This is a genomic window from Desertivirga brevis, from assembly GCF_017355835.1.
On sequence record NZ_JAFEWF010000005.1, the window covers coordinates 85,559 to 110,128 of the forward strand.

Sequence of the window (24,570 nt, forward strand, 5' to 3'; positions counted from 1 at the left end):
ACAATTTTCATATAGCCTAAATACATATATTGGTAGAGGGAATTATCACAATGGTAGATTACATTTTTATTGTAACTAGTAAAGGGGCATTTTAGAATATCTAAGCGAATAAGATGAACAATCCTGAGATAAAATTACATTCTTACTTCTGGACTGGCTTATGTATTTCATTGATTACGGTCTATGCTTTGATTTCGACCCAATTACATAAAGATCCTCGGGACCAGATAACGGCAGTCTATGCTTCCTTCTCAATTATTATGTGGATAATGATACCCGGCTCCTTGATTTTTTATTTAAATTACTGTGTCTTGTTCAGACTAAAAGGAAAGAACCTTACCATTACAATTGCTTTTATCACAGTTTCATTTCTTCTTTTATTTGTATCGCGAATGATATTTGACCACAGATCATTCTGGACATCATTTGTAATTTCTATCCTCCCGGTAGTCATTGCCATGTGGGTACCATTTACCATTTTAAGTGCCATTGTTTATCTCATACAACGATCAAGAGTACAAAAGGAACTCAACAAGCAAATACTCAAACAAAGCGCGGAAGCAGAACTGGCATTATTAAAAGCTCAGTTGAACCCACATTTTTTATTCAATACGCTTAATAATATTGATACACTCATACAGGTAGACGAAAAGCAAAGGGCCTCCGAATCGTTGATAAGGATGTCTGAAATGATGAGGTATACTACCTACGAAAGCTCAAACGACATGGTTTTATTAGCTGATGAGATTGCTTACCTAAACAATTACATCGAGCTTGAGATGTTGCGATCGTCTAACAAGGAACTAGTAAAGCTTGATATAAGGGACGATGTAGGAGAGTTTAAAGTAGCTCCGATGTTGCTGATTCCATTTGTTGAAAACGCGTTCAAACACAGTTCAGACAAAAGATCCATTTTCGCCATCCGCGTGGGGCTGGAAATAGCTCAGGGTAATCTAATTTTTACCTGTGCTAACAAATATGATGAGAATAGTAAAGCCACGAAGGACAAGAGTTCGGGAGTAGGTCTGCAGAATATACAGCGACGCCTGAACCTTCTTTATCCTGATAAACATGAACTTTGTATCCTGAAAGAGAATGGAGTTTTTGATATAAGACTAATCCTTACCCAAAATGGAAATTAACTGCATCATCATTGACGACGAGCCCCTGGCGCGTGAAAAAATTAAGCAGTACGTAAGCCAGGTTCCTATGTTTAAACTTACCGGATGTTTTGAAGATCCGATTGAAGCACTCCTGTTTCTGAAGTCACACCCTGTTGACCTGATATTTCTAGACATTCAGATGGAGCAGCTCAACGGAATTCAGTTTATGCAAACAATATCTCATCCTCCTAAAATTATAATAACCTCGGCCTATAGCGAGTACGCCCTGCAGGGATTTGAGTTCCGGGTTAGCGATTATCTATTAAAGCCAATATCCTTCAGTCGCTTTATGAAAGCGGTTGAAAAAGTAATGGAAGAACTAAGGGGGAGTGAAATACAAACCTCCGGTATCTTTGTAAAGACGGAATACAGGATGGAAAGAGTTGATCTTTCAGAGATTATTTATATAGAAGGCATGAAGGATTACCTCAACATTGTTTGCGAGAAAAGGCATCTATTAACTCTCCAGAGTTTTTCAAATATGGAAAAGAAGTTGAATTCAAACTTCATCCGTGTACATAAATCCTATATCGTAGCCCTTGATAAGGTTAAAAGTATCGAAAGAAATATTATTCATTTAGATGGAAAGCAGATCAATATTGGTATTAGTTACCGTGATCGGTTCTTTCAATTGATAAATTCTAACAGATGAAGCCAGTTTATATTTACATTATTACTGTGGGTACTATTCTTAGTAGCTTATACTTCGGCGACAGATTGTTTAAACTCCAGCATAGCGAGCAACAGGTATACCATGTACAGAATTTTAAGGTCAAAGATTCCGTGTTTGTGGATGACGCCGTTGTTTTTACAGGCAAGAACATTTTTGGAGTGCAGGAAGCAATTCTAGTACCGGGGCCAGAGTCAACCGAAAACTTTATGTACATATACCTCCGTTTTTCTCCTGAATGGTTTAATGCGAACTTAAAACCCAGGCTAAAAGTAGGCTGGCCAAATAGGTATAAGGCAGAGAATAAGTTATTCGATAACGTAGTTCGGTGGCACAAAAATAATTTGAAACGAGTTTGGCATATAAACGATTTTCCGGTTATCGTTCCTGGTAATGAAGTTGTTGTCCTGCTAAAGGAGGCTTATGGAGGTGATTTGAAGGAGTATATCAAATAGAAATAAGGTATCTTGGCAACTCAAAAGAAATTAGTTCTACTACTTTACAGGCAAATTACTAGATTTCAAACCCTTTTTTCTTCAAGGCTTGGCAAATACTATTCTTAAATTTACCTGCTAAATGATCTCATAAAATGTTAAAACCCTCTTGCTTCGTATATCTCCTGACATATTTCTGCTTACAGGTTATAACCCTATCAAATGCTCAAGGACAAGTTGTTGATGATAGAATTATACCATCAGGAGCCATAATAAGACCGGATTTTAAAAAGTATTTTGATGAGTGCGAAGTGGAAGGTTCTGTTGTTATTCTCGATAACAATCGTAAGCAATGGTATATCTCAGATACGAGTAGTATATTCCTGGAAACTTTGCCTGCCTCCACCTTCAAAATCATCAATTTGCTAATCGCCCTCGAAACAAAAACTATTACTGACGAAAACCAGGTTATAAAATGGCAGGGATTGACAGACACCGTGAAGTATGGCAACAGGCCGGAAATATATCATGATATGTCTGTTAAAGAAGCTTTTCAAGTTTCAGCTGTTTGGGTTTTCCTGGAAATTACCAGGAAGCTTGATCGAAACATTTATATGAAATACCTCTCCGAATCCGGTTAAAGGAACTTAAACCTCGTAGAGCCGCAGATTGATTTCTGGAATTTTGGCCCAATGGGAATTACCCCTTTAAATCAGGTGGATTTTCTTAAAAGACTTTATGAAGGGAAATTACCATTCTCTAAAAGAAGCATAGACATTGTAAAAAGGGTTATGTTAACCGAACAAAGTTCCTCTTATACTATACGGGCTAAAACAGGCTGGGCAAGGTATAAACACCAGAACAATGGGTGGTGGGTAGGTTACGTCGAAACCAATGGCAACGTGTTTTTCTTTGCCACAAGGCTGCTCCAGGACCGGACCAAAAATCGAAAGGACTTTGCAGATTGTCGTAAGAATATAACCAAATCAGTACTAAAATCTCTGCAAGCAATTCAGTAAATAAGACAATTATTATAAGTAGGTTTAGAAAACAATGCCAAATCAGCAATAGGATACCGTTTTTACTGCCAATTATTCATCTATGATCGGTGGCACGTAGTTTGATTAAGTTGGTGTATCAGGATATTCTCACTGGGTAAATCAAGATATTCCCTGTTGGTTCCCGGTTCAACATATAAACGGTCCTGCTCTGAGCGAAATGCTCAGAGCACGAAAAGACCAGATAGTTCAAAGTCTTTCTTACAATCTCAAATTAGTCAAACATCACCAAATTCTCGCGCCTGCAATAGCTAATTATTTCTAAAAATCACAGTGATTAGAACGTTAGAAGCATGAAAAGAAACAGATTTGCGAAATATCAGGACGCGTTACAAGTTTTACAGATTCACCAGGATGAATCAGGTTGCTAGGGATGGTTCATTTCGATAAGAATGTAAGCGTATTCATTCTCGTAATCCAATAAAAACTCACTACGATCGAGTTCTTTAGCTAATCTTAAAATAGAAAGAGGTTTTTCCGGCCCAGGGAAGAACTTGTCCATGTCGAAGTTGCAAAAAATGGCCCACATAGTTACTTCAGCGTAATATTCCTGGTACGGCATCAATTCAAAGTCACGGTAACACATTTCGCAAGGGTCGTCATTCAATGCGGAGGAGATCGCAAACCATGCAAATTCTGCGGAAAGGAATTCTGTTTTCTTTAATCTGCAGGAATACAATGTGGTAGAGTTTTCCGGGGACACTGTTTCAGTAAATTGAACATGTTGAGCAGGTAAATCCTCATACTTGAGAAACTGCGACATCTGTTCTGACGATAAAAATTTTTCCTTATCCATTAAGCTTCAAACCAACTAGTGAGTAGGTTCATATAGTTTTTAGGTTTATTTGGCTAATGTACAAAGACATGATCAAAATAAGTTATTTATTAAAAATAGATTTTGATCGCCTTATAAATCAAGTCATATTTCTACCAGTACTTATGGTCTAGCTCTCTTCTTACCTCATGAGGAGGTTATAATTCGAGGGTAACTAAAGCTCGCCGGTTTACCTCAGTTTTAATATAGCCAATGAATCTATAGATTATTTCATTTGCTTCGATAAGATATTGTGCAGCCAGCTCTCTTTTGTACTTTGTTATTTTCTTGTCGTAAAAAAAATCATTATTTATCCTTGCTAGATCGATTTTTACTATTGTCTTAACATGTGCCGAATCTGGCAATTTAGAGGTAATAATCCTTGCGTTATCAACAAGCACTGTTAATTTATACATCCCGCTCTGCGCCTTAAAATCAGTTATTAAATCAATCACAAAAAGGTCGTCCTTTCTTACTGGTGTGTTATGCATGGTGGTTGCTAATAAAATTTTACCAGCCTCTTTATCAACTAGTCTGAAGTCATGCTCATCATTAGGCTCAAATGACTTAAGGAAAGCAGAAAAAATACACTTTTTCGTTACAATTGGATTATGGAGGTCTACCAATTCTTCCACAATAAGCTTCGAACCTTTAGTAGTAAAGGGTTTTAATTCGGCAGTCTGCGAATAGCTATTCAGAAATTCAATTACAAGCAGAGTTATGATAAGGCATTTTTTTTTCATGATAAAGAGATGGGTTTTGTAAAATAATTAAAAAAAGGATGCTGTCGATCTAATTCAACAAAATCCTTGGCATTAATAAGAGATAATGTAAAAATAAATAGAGTAACCAAAAGGACAAAAAGTTCCCTTGGGTATCCGAAAGTAATGATTATCATTAAAAGCTCCTACTGATCACTTTCATATACCCTTCATTATTCGACCTCTTAAAAATTATATCCCGGCATTGGTTGAATAACACAAAAGATTTTAATGAGGTTATCAGTTTTTCAATGGTAACTAGATCGAGTACAACAGGCTCAAAATGTAGATTGTGTACAATCAATACTTTAGCTTTTCGATCTGCCTTAGCGTCCATCCGGGCTATAAAGGTGTCTCCTGCAAGTATCGGAAGTGAGAAATAGCCATACTTTCTCTTATTGGCAGGGACAAAGCACTCAATCTGGTAGTCGAAATTGAAGAAATTCGCCAAGCGGGAACGGAACACATTAACTATATCAAAAGGTGAAAGAATAAACACATCATTATCTAATTCAACTTCGGTCTCCTGGCTTGCGAGCATATAGTGCGGACCTTTAATCCGCTCAATATTAACGATGTTAATCTCACCCTGCTCAACCATCTCTGCGAGAACATTTTTCAGCGGATTGCCTTTCACTCTTCTCGCATACCAGTTCATTTCTTTGGCTGAAGCAATCCCCATTGCCTTTAATGTGCGAAGAATAATAAAGCTAACAAATTCATTATCAGTCGGGACAGTCTGATCGGTTTCTGGAGGTACTAAGTTAAAGGGAAGATCATAGATCTTTTTAAAAGCCTTGTTTCGGCTAATCATGAGGTCTCCAATTAAATATAGCTTTTCGAGTACAACTTTGGAAGGTCTCCAATCCCACCATCCAGTGCTGGCTTCTATACGGTCATTTTCAAAATCTTCAACCATTACAGGACCGTTCCGCTCCACCATGTCCATAATTGTCTTTCTTAAATTATCCTGAGGGTTAGTGAAAGGTTTTCCCTGGGTCCTAAAAGCATTTTTTACTTTAAGAGAATAGCGGAAGTCGCGCATTGGTAAATAACCAGCATCGGAGAAAAAATACTCAAAGATCAGCCCTTCCTCTCCAAGTTCCGTTAGCCATTCGGTTTGGTAATCAGGGACACGAGCTTGAAGCACATGATGATGGGCGCGCTCAACAACATAATTAGTATCCAACTGCACAAAGCCCAAATGATCAATTACCTTGAAAACTGCGTCTTTTCCTGTTCCAAACTGCCCTTTCCTTGCTAAGCCGGCCGCTGAAAGAATAATTCTCCTTGCTTGTTTTTGTGTTAGTGAGATGGATTGCACGAGGTAAAAATAGCATTTGCTTTCAATGTATCCGCATATCGTAAAAACCACCTCGCGCAAATCAAGAACTTATCCCGTCGTAAATTCTAAACCTAACATTAATTTCTTACCTTCAGAATTTTAAACAAAATCAAGCGTTTATCCTTTAAAGGAATTGTATATCTGGAACTGTTATGATTTTATTAGACGGAAGTATTTTTGGAGCAAAGCAAATTCCTTTTGAGGAGATCACCAACCTTGAGAAAAATTCACCGCAATTAATTATTTATGCCATTCCTGCGATGGCTTTTTTTACTTTCCTCGAAATTGGTTATTCGTGGTATCTCCAAAACAAAAACTACCGTCTAAAGGAATCAATAGGCTCTGCCCTGGTTGGATTTGGAAGTGTAGGGATTGGTGTCTTTTTTAAGGTAGTAATCCTCTACGCAGCAGTTTGGATCTACAATTTAGTTCCGTGGCGCATGGAGTTCAACTGGTGGACCATCATTCCTTGTTATATCGTTTTCGACTTTTTTAGCTACTGGTCGCATCGTATATCTCATTTCAACCGGTTCTTTTGGGCTACCCACGTTGTTCATCACTCCGCCGAAACGTATAACTTGACGGTGTCATTCAGACTTAGCTGGATCCAAAACCTCAAGATCATATTCTTTGTGCCCGTTGCCTTGATGGCATTCCACCCCGTTATATTCTTCGTAGTGAGTCAAATTGCTGTACTCTTCCAATTTTGGGTACATACGGAGTATATTGGCAAACTTCATCCTGTGATAGAATATATATTCGCTACCCCATCCAATCACAGGGTGCACCATGGTTCGCAGGAGAAATACCTTGATAAAAACTTCGCTGCTACGTTTATCATTTGGGACAGGATATTCGGCACTTACCATGATGAAAATGAAAAGCCTGAATACGGCTTAACGAGTAAAATTGGCGACAGACTGGATCCAATATTCCTTAACTTTCATGAATTTGTAGATATGGCAAAAGACGTGAGGAAGGCAAAGGGCATTAAAGAAAAACTTTTTTATGCTTTTGCCAGTCCGGCTAAAATTCACGAACGAAAGCAAAAGTTAGGAACTTAACCATGAACTAGAATGAGTTCGTTGGGTTCAACCATTTTATTACCGCGAAGCTATAGGTGTTATTGAAGAGTTGATAGAAGTAGGCCGCTACCCGAAACGCGTAGCAGGCCTGATTCTTATTGAATACTAACTTAAACACCTACCTCAACATCAGCAATAGCTTTATCTAAAGCATTTTCCTGTATACCTGGAATGTTTAAACCTTCTGCTCGGTAAACAGTTACATCGGTCATTCCTAGAAAGCCTAGAACACTTTTAAGATAAGGAACTACAAAGTCATAAGGAGCATAAGGCCCAGATGAGTACACACCGCCAGTAGCTACCGCAATATAAACCTTCTTGCTTTTTACAAGACCTTCTGGACCTTCCTGACTATAGCGGAAGGTCTTACCTGACCGGGCAACATGGTCTATCCAGGCTTTAAGCGACGAATGTATAGTAAAATTATACATCGGTGCTCCAAGAACAATTACATCAGCCTCCATCAATTCTGAAATAGACTTATCAGAGTACAGAATGTTGTCGCGGTCATCAGAAGTGAGCTGTTCTTCGGGTGTGAAAAACGATTGTAGATGGGGCGCGTCAAGATGTGGGATGTTCTCGTTGAGCAGGTTCACCTCGTTTACCTTACTGCCTGGATATTTCTGCTGTAATTTTTCTACTATGGCTCTGCCTAATTGAATACTTACTGAAGCATCCTGGCGGGGACTTGAAATTAAGTGAAGAATAGTTTTCATTACTAATATTTTATAGAGTTTCGAATAAACCGGACATTTGCCGGTAATAACTTTAGACAAAGTTAGCCCTGGTGAATGGTTAAAAACCCTAACTTCCCTCCAGGGAAGCGCTTCCATCAAAGGAAGTGAGTACCTTTACATTTATGGAAATGATTGAAGATCAAATCATACATTCAGGGGAAACATGTATTACAAGCGTAAACTACATTAGCGACGCGCTGTACGTTTTGGGCGGCAAATGGAAGCTAGTTATTATTTTCTCACTTACTGAGTCTCCCCGACGCTTCGGGGAATTGCAAAAGATATTACACGGTATCGGTCCAAAGATGCTTGCTAAAGACCTTAAGGAGCTAGAGTTAAATGAGTTTATAGTCCGTCGTGTCTATAAAGGTTCGCCGGCAAAGGTTATTTATGAAGCCACTCCCTATAGTAAATCCTTGTCTAAAATACTGTTTGAATTGAGGGACTGGGGGATGCAGCACCGGGAAAAGATTAAGCAAAGTATGCGTAAATAATGAAGATCCGCTAAGCAGCAATCCATTACCATAAACTCTGTATGAATTCAAAAATAGTTACTCTTTAATTGCCATTCCGGCCAAAACTCACGAACCAAAGCAAAAGGCAGGATAGGGCTGGGATAATTATAATAACTTCCTTAAATAAACTGCGTACAAGTGGCCTGAACTACAATTTAGGTAAGTGGATAAAAAGGAAGAAGATAAAAAGAAGATAACCCAAATATCATCAACATCAATAGTAGTAGGTGTACTTTTAGCAGCTGCCTTTTACTTGCTGGGATTTAATTATTTAGGTGGTGCCATGGTAATCTATTGTTTGGTCATGTCGCTGCACTTATTACTGCTAAAAAAGGGATTCGTAAAAAATCCTACACTCAACAACACCTTTATAGTGAGCCTCTTTATTATCCTGGTAGTCTATTTGCAGGGACTAAAAGCTGGTGGATATATGTTTTTTCTGACGTTCTACATTGCTATTCCCTACATGATAGACACCACGAAAAAATTTAAAGAGGAAATGTTCCTTTATTTTGGTATCACTACTTTGTCCTTCCTTATTTGTATGTTCTTTGTGCCTGAAATAAGTACCTGGGAAAAAATTTCAGACGAACACTATCATTACCTTTTTATCGCTAATGGCCTATCCACAATAAGCATGGCATTAGGTTTTGTTTATCAGGGAGTTAAGTTTGCGAAACAACATGAAGATGCGCTAATTGCCGAGACCAATAATACTAAACAACTAAATGCCGACCTAAAAATTCAATCTCTCGAATTGCAGCAGCAATCAGATAATCTCCAAGCGCTGAATGAAGAACTGCAAACCCAGTCGGAAGAACTAAAATCTCAGGCCGAACATCTTTGCACAATGAATGAATTGCTGCAAACTGAGCGAGAACGGGCAGACATAGCCAATCAGGCAAAAAGTGTATTCCTGGCAACCATGAGTCATGAAATTCGCACTCCAATGAATGGAGTACTCGGAATGGCATCACTATTGGCTCAAACCCGGCTGGATGCAGAACAGGAAGAGTATGTAAACGTGATTAATAACAGCGGGGATGCCCTGCTACACGTCATAAACGATATCCTGGACTTTTCAAAGATCGAGTCGGGTAATCTTGAACTTGAAAAACATGACTTTAACCTTCGCCACTGTGTAGAGGCTGTACTCGATGTTTTTGCTAGTAAAGCAGGTCAACAAGGTTTAGACCTGGTGTATCAAATGGATCATTTGCTACCTGTAATGATAGTTGGAGACAGTATGCGTTTGCGACAGGTTCTAATCAACTTTGTTGGTAATGCAGTAAAATTTACTCAGCAGGGGGAAGTATTTGTAGAAGTCAATCTAGTTAATGCTGTAGGTGATGATCTTGACCTAAGTTTCAGTATTCATGATACAGGTATTGGGATCCCGGAAGATAAGTTATCCCGACTATTTAAGGCCTTCTCGCAAGTAGATTCTTCAACTACCCGCAAATATGGAGGATCGGGACTTGGCTTGGCTATCAGTGAACGTCTTATTAAACTTATGGGGGGAGATGTAAGCGTTTCCAGTACAGTAGGAGTAGGGACAACCTTTAAGTTCACTTTAAAAACCCGCGTAGCGCACAGTTCGGAAAGGCAATATGTAACACTAAGCACTGCAGGCCTCGATAAGAAAAAGGTGTTGATCCTAGATGATAATCAAACCAACTTGTCTATATTGCAAAAGCAGTTAGCTCTTTGGAATATTAAGGCCTTGCCTGCACTTTCCGGAGCCGAAGCTCTCGCCTTGTTGAAAGACCAGCATTTTGACTTGATCATCTCGGATATGCAAATGCCCGAAATGGATGGAGTAAGCTTTGCAAGGGCCGCGAAAGTTTTACATCCCGCAACTCCCATTGTTCTACTTAGTTCGGTAGGTGATGAATCACGTTCCAAATATCCAGAACTTTTTAACTCGGTAGTAAACAAACCTATTAAACAAGCGCAGCTAAAATCTATCGTGCAACAGGAACTGAAGCTAAAATCAGAAAACAGCCTTCCTGAAGCCGGAATGATTGTAACACTTAGCGATGATTTCGCTACAGCTTTTCCTTTCGATATCCTTATTGCTGAAGACAACCTAATCAACCAGAAGTTAGCAACTCGCGTCCTTAACAAATTAGGCTACTATCCAAAGATTGCAGCGAATGGGAAAGAAGCCGTAGATATGCTTAACGAGCACCCCTATGATCTTATCTTAATGGATATGCTGATGCCGGAGATGGATGGTATTGAAGCAACAATGACAATCAGGCTGAATAAAGATATTCAGCAACCTATAATCGTTGCTATGACTGCCAATGTAATGCCCGAGGATAAAGAAAAGTGTTTGAATGCTGGTATGAGCGCCTTTGTTTCAAAGCCATTCAAATTGGAGGATTTGAAGGATGTTCTTAAAGAAATGAGTAGCGTCCGCTGAAGAGCGCATAAAGGGAATTATCCTAATCCTCCTGCTATTCTTCAAGCTCCATAGGCACCTGCGGAAACTGTTTCAGGATCACCTTTTTCAGCTGCTCCTGATGTTCATCTCCCCAAAGCCCAATGGCATGGATCAGAGGTATCAATGATCTACCAAAATCAGTAAGATTGTATTCCACCTTTGGAGGCATCACAGCAAAGATCTGGCGCGTAATCAGTTCATGGTTTTCCAATTCTTTTAGTTGCATATTTAGAACACGCCTTGTAGCGTCCGGAATTTTGCGTTGCAGCTCACTCGGGCGTTTGTTACCCTCGTGAATGAACCAAAGTATGCGAATTTTCCACTTTCCATAAAGTACTTCTCCCACCAAGTCAAGCCCACAATTCAGGTATGGCAAAATCTTTCTTTCGTACATAAATACAAATATAACCCGGGCATTTCATTCGGGCAATAGGGATAAAATTCTCCCTATTTGAATCGTAAGTCCGTACTTGTTAGAGCCTTATGTACTATCGAAATTTGGACCAGAATCCAGCACAATCCAAAGCCCGTTGCAAACGGAGAAAGGCTAGGAGTGAAGGGTTCGTATGGCATAAATGAAAAATTAAATCTCATAAAACAGAAGTCCTATGGCACTAGAGTTCGAAAGTAAAAAAGAGTTAGAAGGTAAAATTGCCCTGGTAACAGGCGGCACCAAAGGAGCCGGTAAACCATTTTAAGGGTTGGCCTACGAAAACTCCTTATGAGTTTTATCTTTGGTTACCGGTTTAATTTATCAACAAACTAAAATGAATCTTAAACTTATCGCTTGTTTCTATTTATTTATGTCTGTCATCTTTATTTCTTGTAATAAAGACGAAAGGCCTCTTGAATTTCCCTTAACTATGAAAAGTCAAAAGGTTGAGAGGAAATCTGGTGTACAATTATTCACTAATCAACTGGAGGTGAAAGCGCCTGCTAAGATATCCGCTTTTGTTAACAACAGTGAGATGTTTAATGCAAACCTGATTGGAAAGCGGCTGGGGAACCTTACCTTTCGCAGTATTGATACAGCGTACTTTTCCAGTCCCGACTACCGGTATAGAGTAGAAAGGAAGGATGGGCTCAATTTATTCTACTCTCCTTATGTCGCAGACTACAGTTCCAATTACCGTCACCCTAGTTTGACCAGGTATGCCGATCCTTCAATTCAGGGCGGTGCTTATATTTATAGAAGAGAGATCCGCGTAGCGAGAGGTTCCTTAAACTCCCTAAGTTTTTCATGTTTTGCTTATAAACTGTCTCGAAACGAATATTTTCCAGAAAGAGGTGCAGCTCTGGCTTCAAGGGAGGAAGGAGTATTGTTCAATGAATTCAACGAGGAATTTGTAAAGAGCCTGGGTAAATACGATACACTTGCTATTCAGGAATTTGTAATAAGGGTAAGATAAATAAAGCTACCTGGATCTTCATTAAGCTCTTTCTAAGTTCAAAGTTGCAGTAGCTATTTTCAATGGCAAAAGATAACAGGTAACAAAAACCGGTTATCCTCGTAAAAGCCTATACACCACTTCAGATATTGTATACGTGAACTACTTCCATGATGGAGCCAGCCTTTTCTTTCATGAGAATCCTCAACCCATGTGGATTTTCCTGGCGAATACTTTACAAATAGTTGAGGTTAACGAAGCCGCAATTTCACAATATGGCTACAGTCGCGAGGAGTTTGTTGGCCTAACACTAAAAGACCTTCGCCCTCCCGAAGAATTGCCATTCCTTAGCGATTGTATCTCTAATTCTAACCCTCGCAAAAAGAATGTTTGGGAAACCAGGCACCTGGATAAGAACGGCAAGGCATTTTATGTCAAGGTTTACTCCTCACCATTTGACTACAATGGTCTTTCCTGCTGGCTCACTATTGTGCAAAATATGCAGGAGGCACTAGATTTCAAGCAGGAAATTGCTGATAAAGCTTACAAGTTACAGCAGGTAATGGATAACTCGGTAGACGTTATCTGCGCTTTCGATAAAGACGGTCGATTTATAGAATGCAACCAAGCTTCTATACAAGTCTGGGGATATAAGCCTGAAGAACTAATTGGACGCTTGTTTATGGATCTTGTAACTGAGGAAGATCATGAAGCTACCATTGAGGCTGGGAAAATGGTGATTAGTGGAAAGAATCTGACAAATTTTCAAAACAGGTATAAAAAAAAGGACGGCTCTCTTATTCCAGTAGTATGGTCAGCGCGATGGGACCCTAAAAATAGGATGTTGTTTTGCATAGCTAAAGACGCAACCGAAAAAGTGGAGGCAGAAAATCAGATCAAAAAGCAGTCTGAACGGGTAAAGGAAATTTTGGAGAGTATTACAGATAGCTTTTATGCAGTAGATTCTGATTGGAATGTGACCTACTGGAATTGCGAAGCGGAAAAAGTTCTCGGCATGCCTAGAGAGAAAATAATAAACCGCAACCTTTGGGACGTTTACCAAGACGCAATACCCTTGAAATTCTATTGCGAATTCCACCGGGCTATGAATGATCAGGTTTCGGTTCATTTCGAAGAATACTTTCCACCCTTGCAGATCTGGATCGATGTCTACGCCTATCCCTCTCAAAATGGTTTATCAGTATTCTTCAGAGACATTACTGAAAGAAAAAATACCCAAAAACAAATAGAAGAAAGCAAAGAGAGGTATGATCTTTTAGCTAGTGCGACAAACGATATTTTGTGGGATTGGGATCTTGAGAAGGATCACTTTCATTGGAGCAAAGCCTTTGGAATTCTTTTGGGGTATGAAACAACAGAAGGGCGTACGAGTAGCAGTTGGGTTTTTGAAAATGTTCACCCTGATGATAGGGAACATATTAAGGATAGTGTTTATAAAGCAACTGAAAAGCTGGGTAAGTGGGAAAAAGAATACCGCTTCAAATGCGCTGATGGTAGTTATAAGTATTTTGCAGATCGAGCCTTCGTCATGGAGGATAAGCAGGGAAAGGTTGTACGAATGATTGGGTCAATGCGCGATATTACTCCTTTAAAGTTGAAACAGAAAGAAATAGAGGCCAGAAATTTAAAGATCCTGGAAATTGCTCATTCAAACTCTCATCTGGTACGTAAACCGCTTGCCAATATTTTGGGAATTATTGATTTGCTCGCAGAGAAGGGAGATAATGAGTTACTGGATATGCTCAAGAACAGTGCTCATGAGCTTGACCATATCCTTAAAGATGTTGCAGAAAAAACTTCTCGATGGGATGACCTAACAAATATATAATTTCCCAAAATCCATCCCTTTAAAATATTCGTATCTCAGGTAATAATAGATACGAAATGAGAACAACCTTTACTACGCGTACAGCAGCTTTGTTTGTACTGCTCCTCGCAACAACTTTATTCAGCTGCAAAAAAGACAACAGCGATCCTCTAGCTGATAAGCCCGACCTGATGTTTACAGCACTAACATCTACAGGCACTCTTCAGTCCTACAACGCAAACAACCTTGGAATGATGCCAAATAGTATTAACATTACCGGTTTGCAAAGTGGCGAGACATTACTGGCCATTGACTATCGTCCCGCTACCGGTCAGCTTTACGGTTTGGGAAGCACTAGCCGCATTTATACTATTAGTTCCAGCGGAAAAGCTACAGCAATAGGCGCTGGTCCTTTCACGCCGGCACTATCAGGTAGCGTAGCAGGGTTCGACTTCAATCCTACGGTAGACCGTATCCGGATCGTAACCACCAGTGGTCAGAATTTACGCGCGCATCCTGAAACTGGTGCTGTTGCAGTTGTTGATGGAAATATCAATGGTGTAGCAGGCGCATCAATCTCAAGTGTTGCTTACACCAACAGTAAGGCTGGGGCAGCAAGTACCGTACTTTTTGATATTGACGTTACTGCTAAAAAGCTCTACAAACAAGACCCACCAAATGCTGGAACCCTTGTGGAAGTAGGTTCTCTCAGCTTCACAGGTTCTGCCACTGAGTCTTCCTTCGATATTTCTCCTTCAGGAATAGCACTTGCCTCCGTAGGGAATGGCAGTACTTCTGCACTTTACCAGATAAATGTAGAGAATGGAACAACTGTCAGTCTGGGTAACTTTCCTAATACCATTGTAGGTATCGCAATACCTACCGAGCCGGTTGCTTATGCTGTTGACGAGAGTAACAACCTGATGATCTTTAATCCTGAAAAGGCCGATATAATAACAAAAGCTATTACTGGTATGCAGGCAGGAGAAACTATTCACGGAATAGACTTCCGCCCCGTTAATGGTCAGCTGTATGCTTTAGGTAGCACCAGTAGAATCTATACAATTAACCTGTCAAGCGGAGCAGCAGCTCAGGTTGGTATGTCCCCTTTGGTTACTTTGCTTAGTGGAACTTCTTTTGGTTTCGACTTTAACCCTGTTGTAGACCGAATTCGTGTGATCAGTAATACGGGTCAAAACCTGCGTTTGGATCCAAATACCGGACTGATAGCCGCAGTTGATGGTTCATTAAATCCTGGTTCACCATCTGTAAGTGCTGGCGCCTATACCAATAACTTTCCCGGAACAACAACAACTACATTGTTCGATATAGATTCCGGAAACGATAAACTATACAAACAAGACCCACCAAATGCGGGCGGCTTAGTTGAAGTAGGCAGTCTGGGAGTTGATGCACAAGCAGCAAACGGCTTTGATATTGGCGGCACCTCAGGAATGGCTTACGCAGTGCTTACTGTAGGCGGCGCAACAAGACTATATACAATCAACACCACTACCGGCATGGCAACAGTTAAATCTGGCGTAAGCTTTAACTCACCAGTGCGTGGTTTTGCTATGGGATTAGGATTTTAAGATTCGTTTTTTTGATGCTTAGTAGAAAGCCGCCTGTGGTAGGGCGGCTTTTCTTTTTCCGGCAAAATGTTTTGTTTCCGAGCTGCTGAAAGCTATGCAATAAAGTTCCGAAAGTTTTAAACCTGCTACCTCCAGTACAGCCCGGCAGGCTAGCCCAACATTAAAAAATATACAAAGTTTAAAGTAAACAACATTTATCATAACATTACCTTAACTTCCAATGAAACAACGACCCTTACTTTTGGCCAATAAAACTTGAGAGAAATGAAAAACTTTTATTCAATTACCTTGTTGGCTACAGCCTTAGTTAGCAATGTTCTTGTTTCTTGTAAGCAGGATGAAACTAAGGACGAAGAGAACAAACCTGCACCATCAGTTGAGTTTAAAAATCGTTCAATTACCCCTGCCTTTGTTAAGATGGGCTCTGACTTTTCAAACGTGGGAGTTTACACACTAGTAAGTAGCGAAGACCCTATTCCAAATTCAGGCGATATGGTTTACGGAGGCGCTCCAGACGGCCAGGGTTTTATCGCGAATCCTGACGGTAGCGGATATATTATGGTTACCAATCATGAAAATACATGGGCGGTATCAAGACTTTATCTAGACAAACAATTAAATATAACCAAAGGGGAGTATATTGTAAATACAGACGGCGGTGGATTTAGACTTTGTTCTGCCACTATGGCTACACCTGCTGAGCATGGTTTTGGTCCTATGTTTTTAACAACAGGAGAATCCAATGTGAATGCCATGACGCATGCCATCGACCCTATTGCGGCTGCAGACCCTTCAAGAAACAACAGAACTAAACCAGCTTTAGGTAAATACAGTGGCGAGAATGCTGTTCCTCTTCATAAAAATGCTTATCCTGGAAAAACAGTGATCATCACTGGTGAAGACGCTTCTAACGGACAAGTTTATCTGTATGTTTCGAATACCGTTGGCGATCTGGACAACGGTAAGCTGTACGTTTTAAGAAGAACTGACTTGAATCAGGTTGAAACAGCAATGACCTGGAACAATACGTACAATGTTGAATTTGTTGAAGTTCCGAATGCGAAAAACTTAACCGGACCTGAAATTGAGAATTTAAATTCGACTCTTAAATCAATTCAGTTTGCCCGTGTTGAAGATTTGGATTATCGCAAAGGTTCTGCTGCTAACAACAGAGAGATCTATTTTGTATCAACAGGTGTAGCTGGTTCATCTGAAAAAACCTATATGGGAAGGATGTATCAACTGAAGCTGGATGCTAATGATCCGTTGAAAGGAACATTGAAAATTGCTGCCGATGGCGACGTTTCTCCAACCGGTGCAAACGTAAAGGGTTCGGATATTGTTAATCCAGATAATCTTTGTGTAACTGAAAACTACGTTTATATTCAGGAGGATGGAGATTCTTTCTGGCCTGAAGCCACACACAATTCCTTGATCTGGCAGTATAAAATCAGCGATGGAACCAAAAAAGTATTTATGGATATGACCCATGGCGACGCAAGTGTTTTAGGTACAAAATACAATCCTGCAGGCGCAAATCAATTAAAGAAAGGAATTTGGGAGCATGGAGCTATGGTTGATATTTCTGATGTAGTTGGAGTACCCGGCACATTTACTATCAATATCCATGCACATACTTGGGAAGAGGGAAATAAATTCTTAAATCCAAGCAAGGCAACTTCTGTTCAGTCTTACAAATCCGGAGGTCAAACACTTATCTTAAAGGGTGTTCCAAGGTAAAATATAATTACTGATAAAAGACCTTTCGTTTATATAAGCGAAAGGTCTTTTTGCTTATATAACGTTCAGTTTTGATGTATGACCAGAATACTGTTTTTAATTTTTACTTTACTATACGTTCTTTCTTGTACCAATAAAAGCCCTGAATCATTTGAAGATAGAATTCAGGCTAATATTGAAGCTAAAATTGATTCTTTAAATTTAACTTTAGAACAATTGGAGGAGGCCGGAAACAAAGAAACCCTCCTTTTAAACTTCAAACAAAGCAGAAAACAGTATAAGAACATTGAGCCTTTTGTTGAATACTATTTTCAAGGGCTCTCCAGAAGGATTAATGGGCCAGCCTTACCCGAAATCAAGACGGATGACAATATGATTAATGAGGCAGCCGGGTTTCAGGTAATCGAAGAAATAATTTATAGCGATAGCGTAGACCTGCAAGAATTAAAGAAACAAGTACGTATTTTAAGAACAGATTTAAATTTCGTACGTCAAAATTTTAAAGACCTTCCTGTCCAGAACCACCATTTTTACGAGGCAATTCAGCATCACATTATAAGAATTGCTACTTTGGGAATTACAGGCTTCGATTCTCCGGTAGCTTTTAACTCTATCGACGAGGCTAAGTATAGTATTGATGGAATTGAAGCGTTCTACCGGATGTACTGTGATGTGAACGACCATGAGGTTAGCACAAAGCTTATTGAATCGATAAAGAGAGCAAAACAGTATATCGAAAAGAATAATGATTTTGATAGTTTCAACCGATTGGAATTTATCAAATCGAGCTTAATGCCTCTAAGCATCACTTTTGAGGATGAATTTAAAAGCGTTCTAAAAGACGTCCCAAACTTTGGGGATAATAAAGTATTTTCCGGTCATCTTGCCGATTTAATGCAAGGAAAGAAATTAAATCCTGATGCCTTTTCGCCTTTTGCAGCCTCCAAATCAAGCGCTGAAAAAACGGCGTTGGGTAAAATATTATTTAACGACGTTCAGTTGTCAAGAAGTAATAGCATGAGTTGCGCCACTTGCCATAATGCAAAAATGGCATTCACAGATGGGAAAATCACTTCCAATGCAAACGTCCACAGCAACAGTATCAGGCGCAATTCTCCCACTCTGCTGTACGCTGCATTTCAAAAGTCATTCTTTTATGACATGCGCTCACAGGATTTAGAAAATCAGATTGAGAGTGTGATGAAGGACCCGGAAGAATTCAATCTATCTCCGGAAGAAATCAAAGAAAGGGTTTCTTCAAGTGACAAGCTACTAGAACTATTTAAAAAAGCATACCCCGATTCAAAGGCAATTACCCCTTTTGAGATCAGGAATGCCATTGCATCTTATGTTAGAAGCCTGATGCCCTTTAATTCGAAAATTGATCATTATTTCAAAGGTACGGGCAGTCTCAACGAAAGCGAAAAAAATGGTTTCAACCTTTTTGCTGGAAAGGCCAAATGCGCTACCTGCCATTTTATACCTGTTTATAGCGGAACGGTTCCGCCATGGTATAACAATACCGAGTCGGAAGTAATTGGTGTGCCTGAGAGTATTGCCTGGAGTAACGCGAAAATTGATTCTGACGTGGGCAGATATAAACAGAACCAATTAGAACCGCTTAAATTTTCGTTCAAAACACCAACGGTAAGGAATATAGCATTGACAGCACCATATATGCATAACGGGGTGTATAACACCCTGGAAGAGGTGTTGAAGTTTTATGAACTAGGCGGAGGCAATGGGATCGGAATGAACCTGGAGCATCAAACCTTACCCTTTGACAAACTGGCATTGAGCGAAAAAGAAAAACAAGACATCATTCATTTTTTAAGAACACTAACTGACGAAGAAAAATAGCAAAAGGCTCTTATTAAAGATCAGGAACTGTAGATGTTTTCTACTATCAAGGCCGTTTGCATTGCTGCAACAAGCATTTAATCTTAATTCATACTGGTCGTAGGCACTGCTACGACCAGTATCCCAATTATTTATATTAGCAAGTGAGAAGAATGTATGCTTTTCGCATTCGGCAGCACATGCACTTCGCGACATTCACAGTTGTATACTAGTATGATAAATTTAAAAAAGATTGTTGCTGTATTAAAGGAACGCACAAATTGAAGATCACTTTTATTTTACAAGATCCGAAATGGCCTGATAAACGTTTGAGGGCTCTTCCGCAAGTCTGTTAAATAAATAAAGGAACCATTCAGAGCCGTAAACAAAATAGACCTTCGCGGGATGTCCATTATTTTTCAATCTAGCCAGTCTTTGTGCCTGAATGCCATAGAGGCTTTCAAACTCATAATCTTCGTTCAGTGGGCTATGCAGCTCGATAAGTTTTTCAGACTGATCCTGAATGAGATCATCATGGGTTGCAATAGAACACTTGTGGCGTGTTGATAGCAAACGGTCTATATAGCCTAGGAAAGCAGTATTAAGTTCAGGAGATCTGCGCATTATCATCGATTCCGGAGCTTCGAAGGCTCCTTTAACAATCCGTATCCGACCGGGATACTTTAGGATTTCCTGGAAATCATCTTTCGTTCTATATAGATATGCCTGAAGCGTGATTCCAAGGTTTTTGTATTTCGGGGCCAATTCCGTGTAAACCCGAAGGACATCATCTGTCAATTTAACATTTTCAGCGCTAGCCATTACCTCTATATTACTTATCTGAGCCCTATTACAAAGTTTGGTCAAGTTCTCGAGCGCAAGTTCCCGCGACACAGTTAAGCCTATGTGGGATAGGTCTAGTGCTATCGATGTTTTTAATGACTGACTTGTTATAAGATCAGCTATTTTGAGAAATTCTTCTGTTGCCAATTCTGCAAGGGTACTAGTCGAGGTATTTTCGCCCATATACTCTACAGATGTTTTATATCCGCTTGAAAGGTACTGCTTCAGCTTCGAAGCAGCTTCGTCAAGAGTTTCTCCTCCTATATACCGATCGGCAGCTTTTCTCAGAATATGGTAAATAGTTTTATTCTCTAGGATGTAATTTTTAGCTTCCTGGTTCAACGCTATCTGTCTTAGCGCTTCTGATGCATTTTCAATTAATGTATTCATGTTTATAGTATTTGTATTAATAATGAAGTATTCTAGACCTTGAAGAGTGGTAGCAATGTGAGGCTAAAGTTTTCAAAAAGTCTTATCAAAAAACTTGAACCAGTTCAAGTTTTTTCAAGGCTGGAAATTGAAGATTTGCAAAAATATTTAATCTTCAAGAAAATGAAAATGTTGAACTCAACTACACAGTTATCAGGTTTCGCAGCGCGCATAATACTAGCTCTGGTGATTTTACCCCATGGTTTACAAATGGCCTTCGGGAACTTTGGTGGTTATGGTTTCAACGCTACCATGGCCTATTTTACAGAAAGCATGGGCTTGCCTTCTGTCCTCGGTATTGCTGTTATTGTGTTGGAAGTATTGTTGCCAATTCTTCTTCTCACGGGTTTTCTAGTGAGGTTTAGTGCTTTTGTTACTATGGTAATGTTCATCGGCATGATAATTACCAGTCACCTTTCCCATGGTTTCTTTATGAATTGGACTGGCCATCAAGGAGGAGAAGGGTATGAGTACCATCTCCTGGTAATCGGCCTTGCTTCTGTTCTTCTGTTGGACGGAGCCGGACGATTTTCTGTAGACCGGTGGATCTGGAATAGATATGCTCAAAAAGCATAAAAGAAATCTGGCTACATCCCCTAAAGATATTTGTTAAGTTTGCTTTGTGGAACTGCTTTTTGAATCCATTCGGAAACATGTAAAATTAAGTGCAGACGAGGCTCAAATGGTCCTGGAGCGATTTAAGACCAAGCAATATCGCCGCGGGGAAATTTTAGTATCACCGGGTAACGTTTGCAGGTATGACATTTTTATTCTTAAGGGTTCCATAAAGACTTATTATAGTGATATACGGGGAGCAAGCCATATTATCCAATTTGGAGTACCAGGATGGTGGGCTGGAGATTTTAACAGCTTCATAAAGCAAGTTCCAGCCACACTTACCACACAAGCGATGGAAGACACAACCGTTGGTCTAATATCTTACGGCGACCTCTCCAGTTTAATGAAAGAAATACCACAACTGGAGAGGTATTTCAGAATCATTATCCAAAACGCCTACGCTAATTTTCAGGAGAGGACTTTGCAAAACCTATCTGCTAATGCTGAAGAAAGGTATTTGAACTTCCAAATAAAATATCCCCAACTGGATCGTCTATTGCCCCAAAAAGAAATAGCAGCATACCTTGGGATGTCTGCCGAGTTCTTGAGCAAAATAAAAAAGAGACTTCATACAAAGTAATTTATTCATGAATTAAGCATGATTATTCCGGGTTGAGTAAGGGGATTAGTTTCCTATTTATGCATTGTCATAGGTTATTAAAAGCTATAAGCAATAGAAAAACCAAAGGCCTTGTTTCTCAGGCTTCCGTCTCGTTGTTCGCCACCTAGGTTAGGCTGTAGGTTTGCTAAGCCTATTTGCGTATTCATTAGGACAGAAAACTTTTCAAAAAACTCGTACCCCAGTAGAAAATTCACCTCATAGTCCCAAGATAATGAAATTCACATGCATGGAAAAACTAATTCAGTACACATTTTTGTGCCTGTATAAGATTCTCACCCCACTAAAACTTTTGCTTAACAGGGCTGTCCATAAAATGGATCGAATTGCCCGGCGCTGTTTTGGAACTGCTAATTATTTCAAGGGCTTTTTCCATGTATTCGTCCCGACCTTCTGAAATTGCTTTTATAGTTTGTTCAACCAGTATATCCGGTTGAATTCCTTTTGCCTGTAGTTGAGATCCATCCTGTTGGCGAACTTTCATTCCCGTAAATCGCACAATATAATTTCCGGGAAGCCTGAACATATTCACGTTGCCGTTAGCCCCGGCAGTAGGCTGTCCCACTATTGTAGCAAGTTTATACTGCTTGATAAAGCTCATATAGCTTTCTGCATAGCTGATTGCTCCGCCGCCAGTAAGAAAAACTACCTTTCCTGAAAGGTGCGGCTCCTTCGGTTTCATATCCCAGCCCATCGAATCAAAGCTCACTTTTTCATAGTCGGGATAACTAATTCTTGGCACAAACATCCATTTGTTGGTATCCTTCACGGTTAATAAGTGATTGATCAGTTCATGGTTTCCTTTAGGATAGCCCCGAAGGTCGCAGATGATCCCTTTTGCTTTCGACAAGTTAGGTAAGGCGGCCCTGATACTATCCATTGAGGCAGTGCTGATATCGATGTAATAATTATCGTCTCCTAGATATCGGATCGCCTCCTTATCATTCGTCGAACTAAACGGCGCTCTCTTAAGAACGACTTCTCTTTCTGCCTGGCCAACTTGTTGAACAACCAGGCGGATTTCCGAATCCTGTTTCCCCAGGAAGAGCTGTCTGAGGGCAACATCAGTTTTCCATTGCTTCGAACCCGAGATCCTGCTCCTCAATTCATCCAAAGCGTCCAATGCAGGCTTTCCATTTACTTTAAGCACGACATCTCCTGGTTTTAGAGGTACTTCCGGAATGGTTTTATCGTTATGATAAACTTTATCTATAACAATTTTCTCCTCAGCAAGGGTAAGAGCTACGGGAATTGTAAACCATTCGGGACTTTCAGGTCCACTGACGGAAACATGGCCATCTGCCAGTTTCTCAGTAAGCTGCTGCAGCAATATAAGATACTCTTTCCCGGTCTTAATGGTGCTGGCCGTTGTAAGGGAAGCCGGTAATTGTTCATCCCATCGCGTTTCAATCTCATCATGGTAGGGATAAAAATGCTTGAAGATATTCCATGTAGTAATTACCCCTGCCAGCCGAACATAAGGATCGGAAGGGTTAAATTGCTGCGGAGATGAAGCATTCATAGCACTTTGAATCGCTTTTAACGCAGTTGAATCGCCCACAGGATAGGTATGGGTGCTTGAGCCTTTTAATACAAGTGGAATCATTACCAAGATTCCGGATCCCAGATCCTTTTGTAGAAAATCGCCAAAAGCCGGTCTTTGCTTATATATAGCAGTGTCTATTGTCTCGTTTATCTTGTTTCTAATTAGCAAGGAACGTTTTCCATCTGTTGCAGCATCGTCAACTACTTCGTAAATATATCCGGGCGAAGCAGTGTTCCAATCCTCGGCTTTTGCAGCCGAAGTTTCAAAAGAAGAGTTTTTCAGTTCATGCACTTTCCATTTTCCCTGGTCTTCAAATTCAAGAATGAAATTATCCGCCCAAACTTTACCTTTGCCGCTAAGAAATACTCCAAAAGCTATTGCCATGGCGTCCTTATCTACAGTTCCCGTCGTTTCGTAACGCCCCCATTGGGTTTTAGTAACGGGACGGGAATCCATATTGTCAAAGAAGCCCATCTTATTACCGTCTCGATCTACCCTTACCCACATTTGTCCGCTACCTCCGGATCCATCGGTTTTAATCATAGAACGTAACCTGAAGCGTTTTCCTCTATAGGGAACTGCATCTATGCCTCTGGTTGCGGTACCAAAGCCATGAGATTTTATATTGTCGGGGGAGGATCTGTTAACGCGTACACTCTTATATAGTTGGTTATTAGAACCGCCAAAGCCGTAATGCTGCCAATAAATATCCTGCACTTGAGTTTCAGCAGGTGGTGTTAGTGCATTTTGGGGAAACTGAAAAGCAGGGCGGGCTGATATAATTACAGAAGGCGCAATAGGATTGAAAAGAAAATTAAGCTTCTTTTCTAGTTCTTGCCTGTTTTTTGCTGTTTCCACTGTTTTTGCACCATAATACAGGAAGCGGTCCCAATTTATTGTTGCTGCCACATCTGAAGGATGAAAATATCGAACGTAACCATACAAGCGGCCAAAGGTCGCCAAATTGTTGATCTTCTGCTGTCCGGGCACTTGAGGAAAAACCGTAAAGGGTAAAACAATAAGAACTAAGGATAGGAGATTTTTCATAATGCTTAGGATTAAAGCTTTGAAATTAACCGATTATTGTTTAATACCCA

Annotated in this window: 21 protein-coding genes and 1 pseudogene; 14 read left to right on the plus strand and 8 right to left on the minus strand. The window is 40.0% G+C overall.

Annotated elements, in window-relative coordinates:
- Nucleotides 1-311 precede the first annotated feature (311 nt).
- From J4N25_RS13295 to J4N25_RS13310, 4 genes and pseudogenes are all read left to right on the plus strand, one after another.
- Nucleotides 312-1,142, plus strand: a complete 831-nt coding sequence (locus J4N25_RS13295; RefSeq protein ID WP_207420134.1) for a sensor histidine kinase — start codon at nt 312-314, stop codon at nt 1,140-1,142.
- Nucleotides 1,132-1,815: a LytR/AlgR family response regulator transcription factor gene (locus J4N25_RS13300; protein WP_207420135.1), complete on the plus strand. Its 684-nt coding sequence runs from the start codon at nt 1,132-1,134 to the stop codon at nt 1,813-1,815. Before J4N25_RS13295 ends, J4N25_RS13300 begins: the two co-directional genes overlap by 11 nt.
- The gene (locus J4N25_RS13305) at nt 1,812-2,288 is read left to right on the plus strand and encodes a hypothetical protein (RefSeq protein ID WP_207420136.1); all 477 of its coding nucleotides are present in this window, start codon (nt 1,812-1,814) and stop codon (nt 2,286-2,288) included. Before J4N25_RS13300 ends, J4N25_RS13305 begins: the two co-directional genes overlap by 4 nt.
- A 134-nt stretch (nt 2,289-2,422) precedes the next feature.
- Nucleotides 2,423-3,286: pseudogene (locus tag J4N25_RS13310) on the plus strand (penicillin-binding transpeptidase domain-containing protein).
- Between the two features lie 406 nt (nt 3,287-3,692).
- On the opposite strand, the gene J4N25_RS13315 reads toward J4N25_RS13310, so the two are convergent.
- The 3 genes from J4N25_RS13315 to J4N25_RS13325 form a co-directional block, all read right to left on the minus strand.
- Nucleotides 3,693-4,121: a hypothetical protein gene (locus J4N25_RS13315; RefSeq protein ID WP_207420137.1), complete on the minus strand. Its 429-nt coding sequence runs from the start codon at nt 4,119-4,121 to the stop codon at nt 3,693-3,695.
- 176 nt (nt 4,122-4,297) lie between these two features.
- Nucleotides 4,298-4,882 carry a hypothetical protein gene (locus J4N25_RS13320; RefSeq protein WP_207420138.1) on the minus strand — a complete coding sequence of 195 codons (585 nt, stop codon included), beginning with the start codon at nt 4,880-4,882 and terminating at the stop codon, nt 4,298-4,300.
- 154 nt (nt 4,883-5,036) lie between these two features.
- Nucleotides 5,037-6,224 carry a winged helix-turn-helix domain-containing protein gene (locus J4N25_RS13325; protein WP_207420139.1) on the minus strand — a complete coding sequence of 396 codons (1,188 nt, stop codon included), beginning with the start codon at nt 6,222-6,224 and terminating at the stop codon, nt 5,037-5,039.
- Nucleotides 6,225-6,397: 173 nt separating this feature from the next.
- Here J4N25_RS13325 and J4N25_RS13330 point away from each other — a divergent pair, with 173 nt between their 5' ends.
- Nucleotides 6,398-7,309 carry a sterol desaturase family protein gene (locus tag J4N25_RS13330; RefSeq protein WP_207420140.1) on the plus strand — a complete coding sequence of 304 codons (912 nt, stop codon included), beginning with the start codon at nt 6,398-6,400 and terminating at the stop codon, nt 7,307-7,309.
- Between the two features lie 131 nt (nt 7,310-7,440).
- Here J4N25_RS13330 and J4N25_RS13335 read toward each other — a convergent pair whose 3' ends face one another.
- Entirely contained in the window at nt 7,441-8,046 is a 606-nt protein-coding gene (locus J4N25_RS13335; protein WP_207420141.1) for an FMN-dependent NADH-azoreductase, read from the minus strand.
- A gap of 149 nt (nt 8,047-8,195) precedes the next feature.
- Between J4N25_RS13335 and J4N25_RS13340 the strand changes: the two genes are divergently transcribed.
- Both J4N25_RS13340 and J4N25_RS13345 read left to right on the plus strand, forming a co-directional pair.
- On the plus strand, nt 8,196-8,561 hold the full coding sequence (locus tag J4N25_RS13340; RefSeq protein ID WP_207420142.1) for a winged helix-turn-helix transcriptional regulator: 366 nt from the start codon (nt 8,196-8,198) through the stop codon (nt 8,559-8,561).
- A gap of 184 nt (nt 8,562-8,745) precedes the next feature.
- Nucleotides 8,746-11,010: a response regulator gene (locus J4N25_RS13345; protein WP_207420143.1), complete on the plus strand. Its 2,265-nt coding sequence runs from the start codon at nt 8,746-8,748 to the stop codon at nt 11,008-11,010.
- Nucleotides 11,011-11,044: 34 nt separating this feature from the next.
- Here J4N25_RS13345 and J4N25_RS13350 read toward each other — a convergent pair whose 3' ends face one another.
- Nucleotides 11,045-11,425, minus strand: coding sequence for a winged helix-turn-helix transcriptional regulator (locus tag J4N25_RS13350; protein WP_207420144.1), 381 nt, complete (start codon nt 11,423-11,425; stop codon nt 11,045-11,047).
- Nucleotides 11,426-11,894: 469 nt separating this feature from the next.
- Here J4N25_RS13350 and J4N25_RS13355 point away from each other — a divergent pair, with 469 nt between their 5' ends.
- The 5 genes from J4N25_RS13355 (at nt 11,895) to J4N25_RS13375 (ending at nt 19,439) form a co-directional block, all read left to right on the plus strand.
- Nucleotides 11,895-12,440: a hypothetical protein gene (locus tag J4N25_RS13355; protein WP_207420145.1), complete on the plus strand. Its 546-nt coding sequence runs from the start codon at nt 11,895-11,897 to the stop codon at nt 12,438-12,440.
- Nucleotides 12,441-12,576: 136 nt separating this feature from the next.
- Nucleotides 12,577-14,268, plus strand: coding sequence for a PAS domain S-box protein (locus tag J4N25_RS13360; protein WP_207420146.1), 1,692 nt, complete (start codon nt 12,577-12,579; stop codon nt 14,266-14,268).
- Between the two features lie 56 nt (nt 14,269-14,324).
- Nucleotides 14,325-15,839: a DUF4394 domain-containing protein gene (locus J4N25_RS13365; protein WP_207420148.1), complete on the plus strand. Its 1,515-nt coding sequence runs from the start codon at nt 14,325-14,327 to the stop codon at nt 15,837-15,839.
- Nucleotides 15,840-16,103: 264 nt separating this feature from the next.
- Complete coding sequence (locus J4N25_RS13370) at nt 16,104-17,579, plus strand: alkaline phosphatase PhoX (protein WP_207420150.1); 1,476 nt, start codon at nt 16,104-16,106, stop codon at nt 17,577-17,579.
- 78 nt (nt 17,580-17,657) lie between these two features.
- Nucleotides 17,658-19,439: a cytochrome-c peroxidase gene (locus tag J4N25_RS13375; protein WP_207420152.1), complete on the plus strand. Its 1,782-nt coding sequence runs from the start codon at nt 17,658-17,660 to the stop codon at nt 19,437-19,439.
- Here J4N25_RS13375 and J4N25_RS13380 read toward each other — a convergent pair.
- Both J4N25_RS13380 and J4N25_RS13385 read right to left on the minus strand, forming a co-directional pair.
- Nucleotides 19,419-19,634: a hypothetical protein gene (locus J4N25_RS13380; protein WP_207420154.1), complete on the minus strand. Its 216-nt coding sequence runs from the start codon at nt 19,632-19,634 to the stop codon at nt 19,419-19,421. The two genes, J4N25_RS13375 and J4N25_RS13380, sit on opposite strands and share 21 nt — an antisense overlap.
- 78 nt (nt 19,635-19,712) lie before the next feature.
- Nucleotides 19,713-20,651, minus strand: coding sequence for a proline dehydrogenase family protein (locus J4N25_RS13385; protein ID WP_207420156.1), 939 nt, complete (start codon nt 20,649-20,651; stop codon nt 19,713-19,715).
- A 168-nt stretch (nt 20,652-20,819) separates the two neighbouring features.
- Between J4N25_RS13385 and J4N25_RS13390 the strand changes: the two genes are divergently transcribed.
- Both J4N25_RS13390 and J4N25_RS13395 read left to right on the plus strand, forming a co-directional pair.
- Nucleotides 20,820-21,266 carry a DoxX family protein gene (locus tag J4N25_RS13390; RefSeq protein WP_207420158.1) on the plus strand — a complete coding sequence of 149 codons (447 nt, stop codon included), beginning with the start codon at nt 20,820-20,822 and terminating at the stop codon, nt 21,264-21,266.
- Nucleotides 21,267-21,312: 46 nt separating this feature from the next.
- Nucleotides 21,313-21,888 (plus strand): Crp/Fnr family transcriptional regulator, encoded by a 576-nt coding sequence (locus J4N25_RS13395; RefSeq protein ID WP_207420159.1) that lies wholly within the window; start codon nt 21,313-21,315, stop codon nt 21,886-21,888.
- Nucleotides 21,889-22,210: 322 nt separating this feature from the next.
- On the opposite strand, the gene J4N25_RS13400 is transcribed toward J4N25_RS13395, so the two are convergent.
- On the minus strand, nt 22,211-24,520 hold the full coding sequence (locus J4N25_RS13400; protein ID WP_207420160.1) for a S41 family peptidase: 2,310 nt from the start codon (nt 24,518-24,520) through the stop codon (nt 22,211-22,213).
- Nucleotides 24,521-24,570 lie beyond the last annotated feature (50 nt).

What these genes read in the sequence shown, in the direction of transcription:
- J4N25_RS13350 (WP_207420144.1), bottom strand. Translation starts at nt 11,425, where the DNA reads ATGTACGAAAGAAAGATTTTGCCATACCTGAATTGTGGGCTTGACTTG.
- J4N25_RS13330 (WP_207420140.1), top strand. Translation starts at nt 6,398, where the DNA reads ATGATTTTATTAGACGGAAGTATTTTTGGAGCAAAGCAAATTCCTTTT.
- J4N25_RS13400 (WP_207420160.1), bottom strand. Translation starts at nt 24,520, where the DNA reads ATGAAAAATCTCCTATCCTTAGTTCTTATTGTTTTACCCTTTACGGTT.
- J4N25_RS13385 (WP_207420156.1), bottom strand. Translation starts at nt 20,651, where the DNA reads ATGAATACATTAATTGAAAATGCATCAGAAGCGCTAAGACAGATAGCG.
- J4N25_RS13305 (WP_207420136.1), top strand. Translation starts at nt 1,812, where the DNA reads ATGAAGCCAGTTTATATTTACATTATTACTGTGGGTACTATTCTTAGT.
- J4N25_RS13390 (WP_207420158.1), top strand. Translation starts at nt 20,820, where the DNA reads ATGTTGAACTCAACTACACAGTTATCAGGTTTCGCAGCGCGCATAATA.
- J4N25_RS13300 (WP_207420135.1), top strand. Translation starts at nt 1,132, where the DNA reads ATGGAAATTAACTGCATCATCATTGACGACGAGCCCCTGGCGCGTGAA.
- J4N25_RS13320 (WP_207420138.1), bottom strand. Translation starts at nt 4,882, where the DNA reads ATGAAAAAAAAATGCCTTATCATAACTCTGCTTGTAATTGAATTTCTG.
- J4N25_RS13380 (WP_207420154.1), bottom strand. Translation starts at nt 19,634, where the DNA reads ATGTCGCGAAGTGCATGTGCTGCCGAATGCGAAAAGCATACATTCTTC.
- J4N25_RS13370 (WP_207420150.1), top strand. Translation starts at nt 16,104, where the DNA reads ATGAAAAACTTTTATTCAATTACCTTGTTGGCTACAGCCTTAGTTAGC.
- J4N25_RS13365 (WP_207420148.1), top strand. Translation starts at nt 14,325, where the DNA reads ATGAGAACAACCTTTACTACGCGTACAGCAGCTTTGTTTGTACTGCTC.
- J4N25_RS13335 (WP_207420141.1), bottom strand. Translation starts at nt 8,046, where the DNA reads ATGAAAACTATTCTTCACTTAATTTCAAGTCCCCGCCAGGATGCTTCA.
- J4N25_RS13315 (WP_207420137.1), bottom strand. Translation starts at nt 4,121, where the DNA reads ATGGATAAGGAAAAATTTTTATCGTCAGAACAGATGTCGCAGTTTCTC.
- J4N25_RS13340 (WP_207420142.1), top strand. Translation starts at nt 8,196, where the DNA reads ATGATTGAAGATCAAATCATACATTCAGGGGAAACATGTATTACAAGC.
- J4N25_RS13355 (WP_207420145.1), top strand. Translation starts at nt 11,895, where the DNA reads ATGAAAAGTCAAAAGGTTGAGAGGAAATCTGGTGTACAATTATTCACT.
- J4N25_RS13375 (WP_207420152.1), top strand. Translation starts at nt 17,658, where the DNA reads ATGACCAGAATACTGTTTTTAATTTTTACTTTACTATACGTTCTTTCT.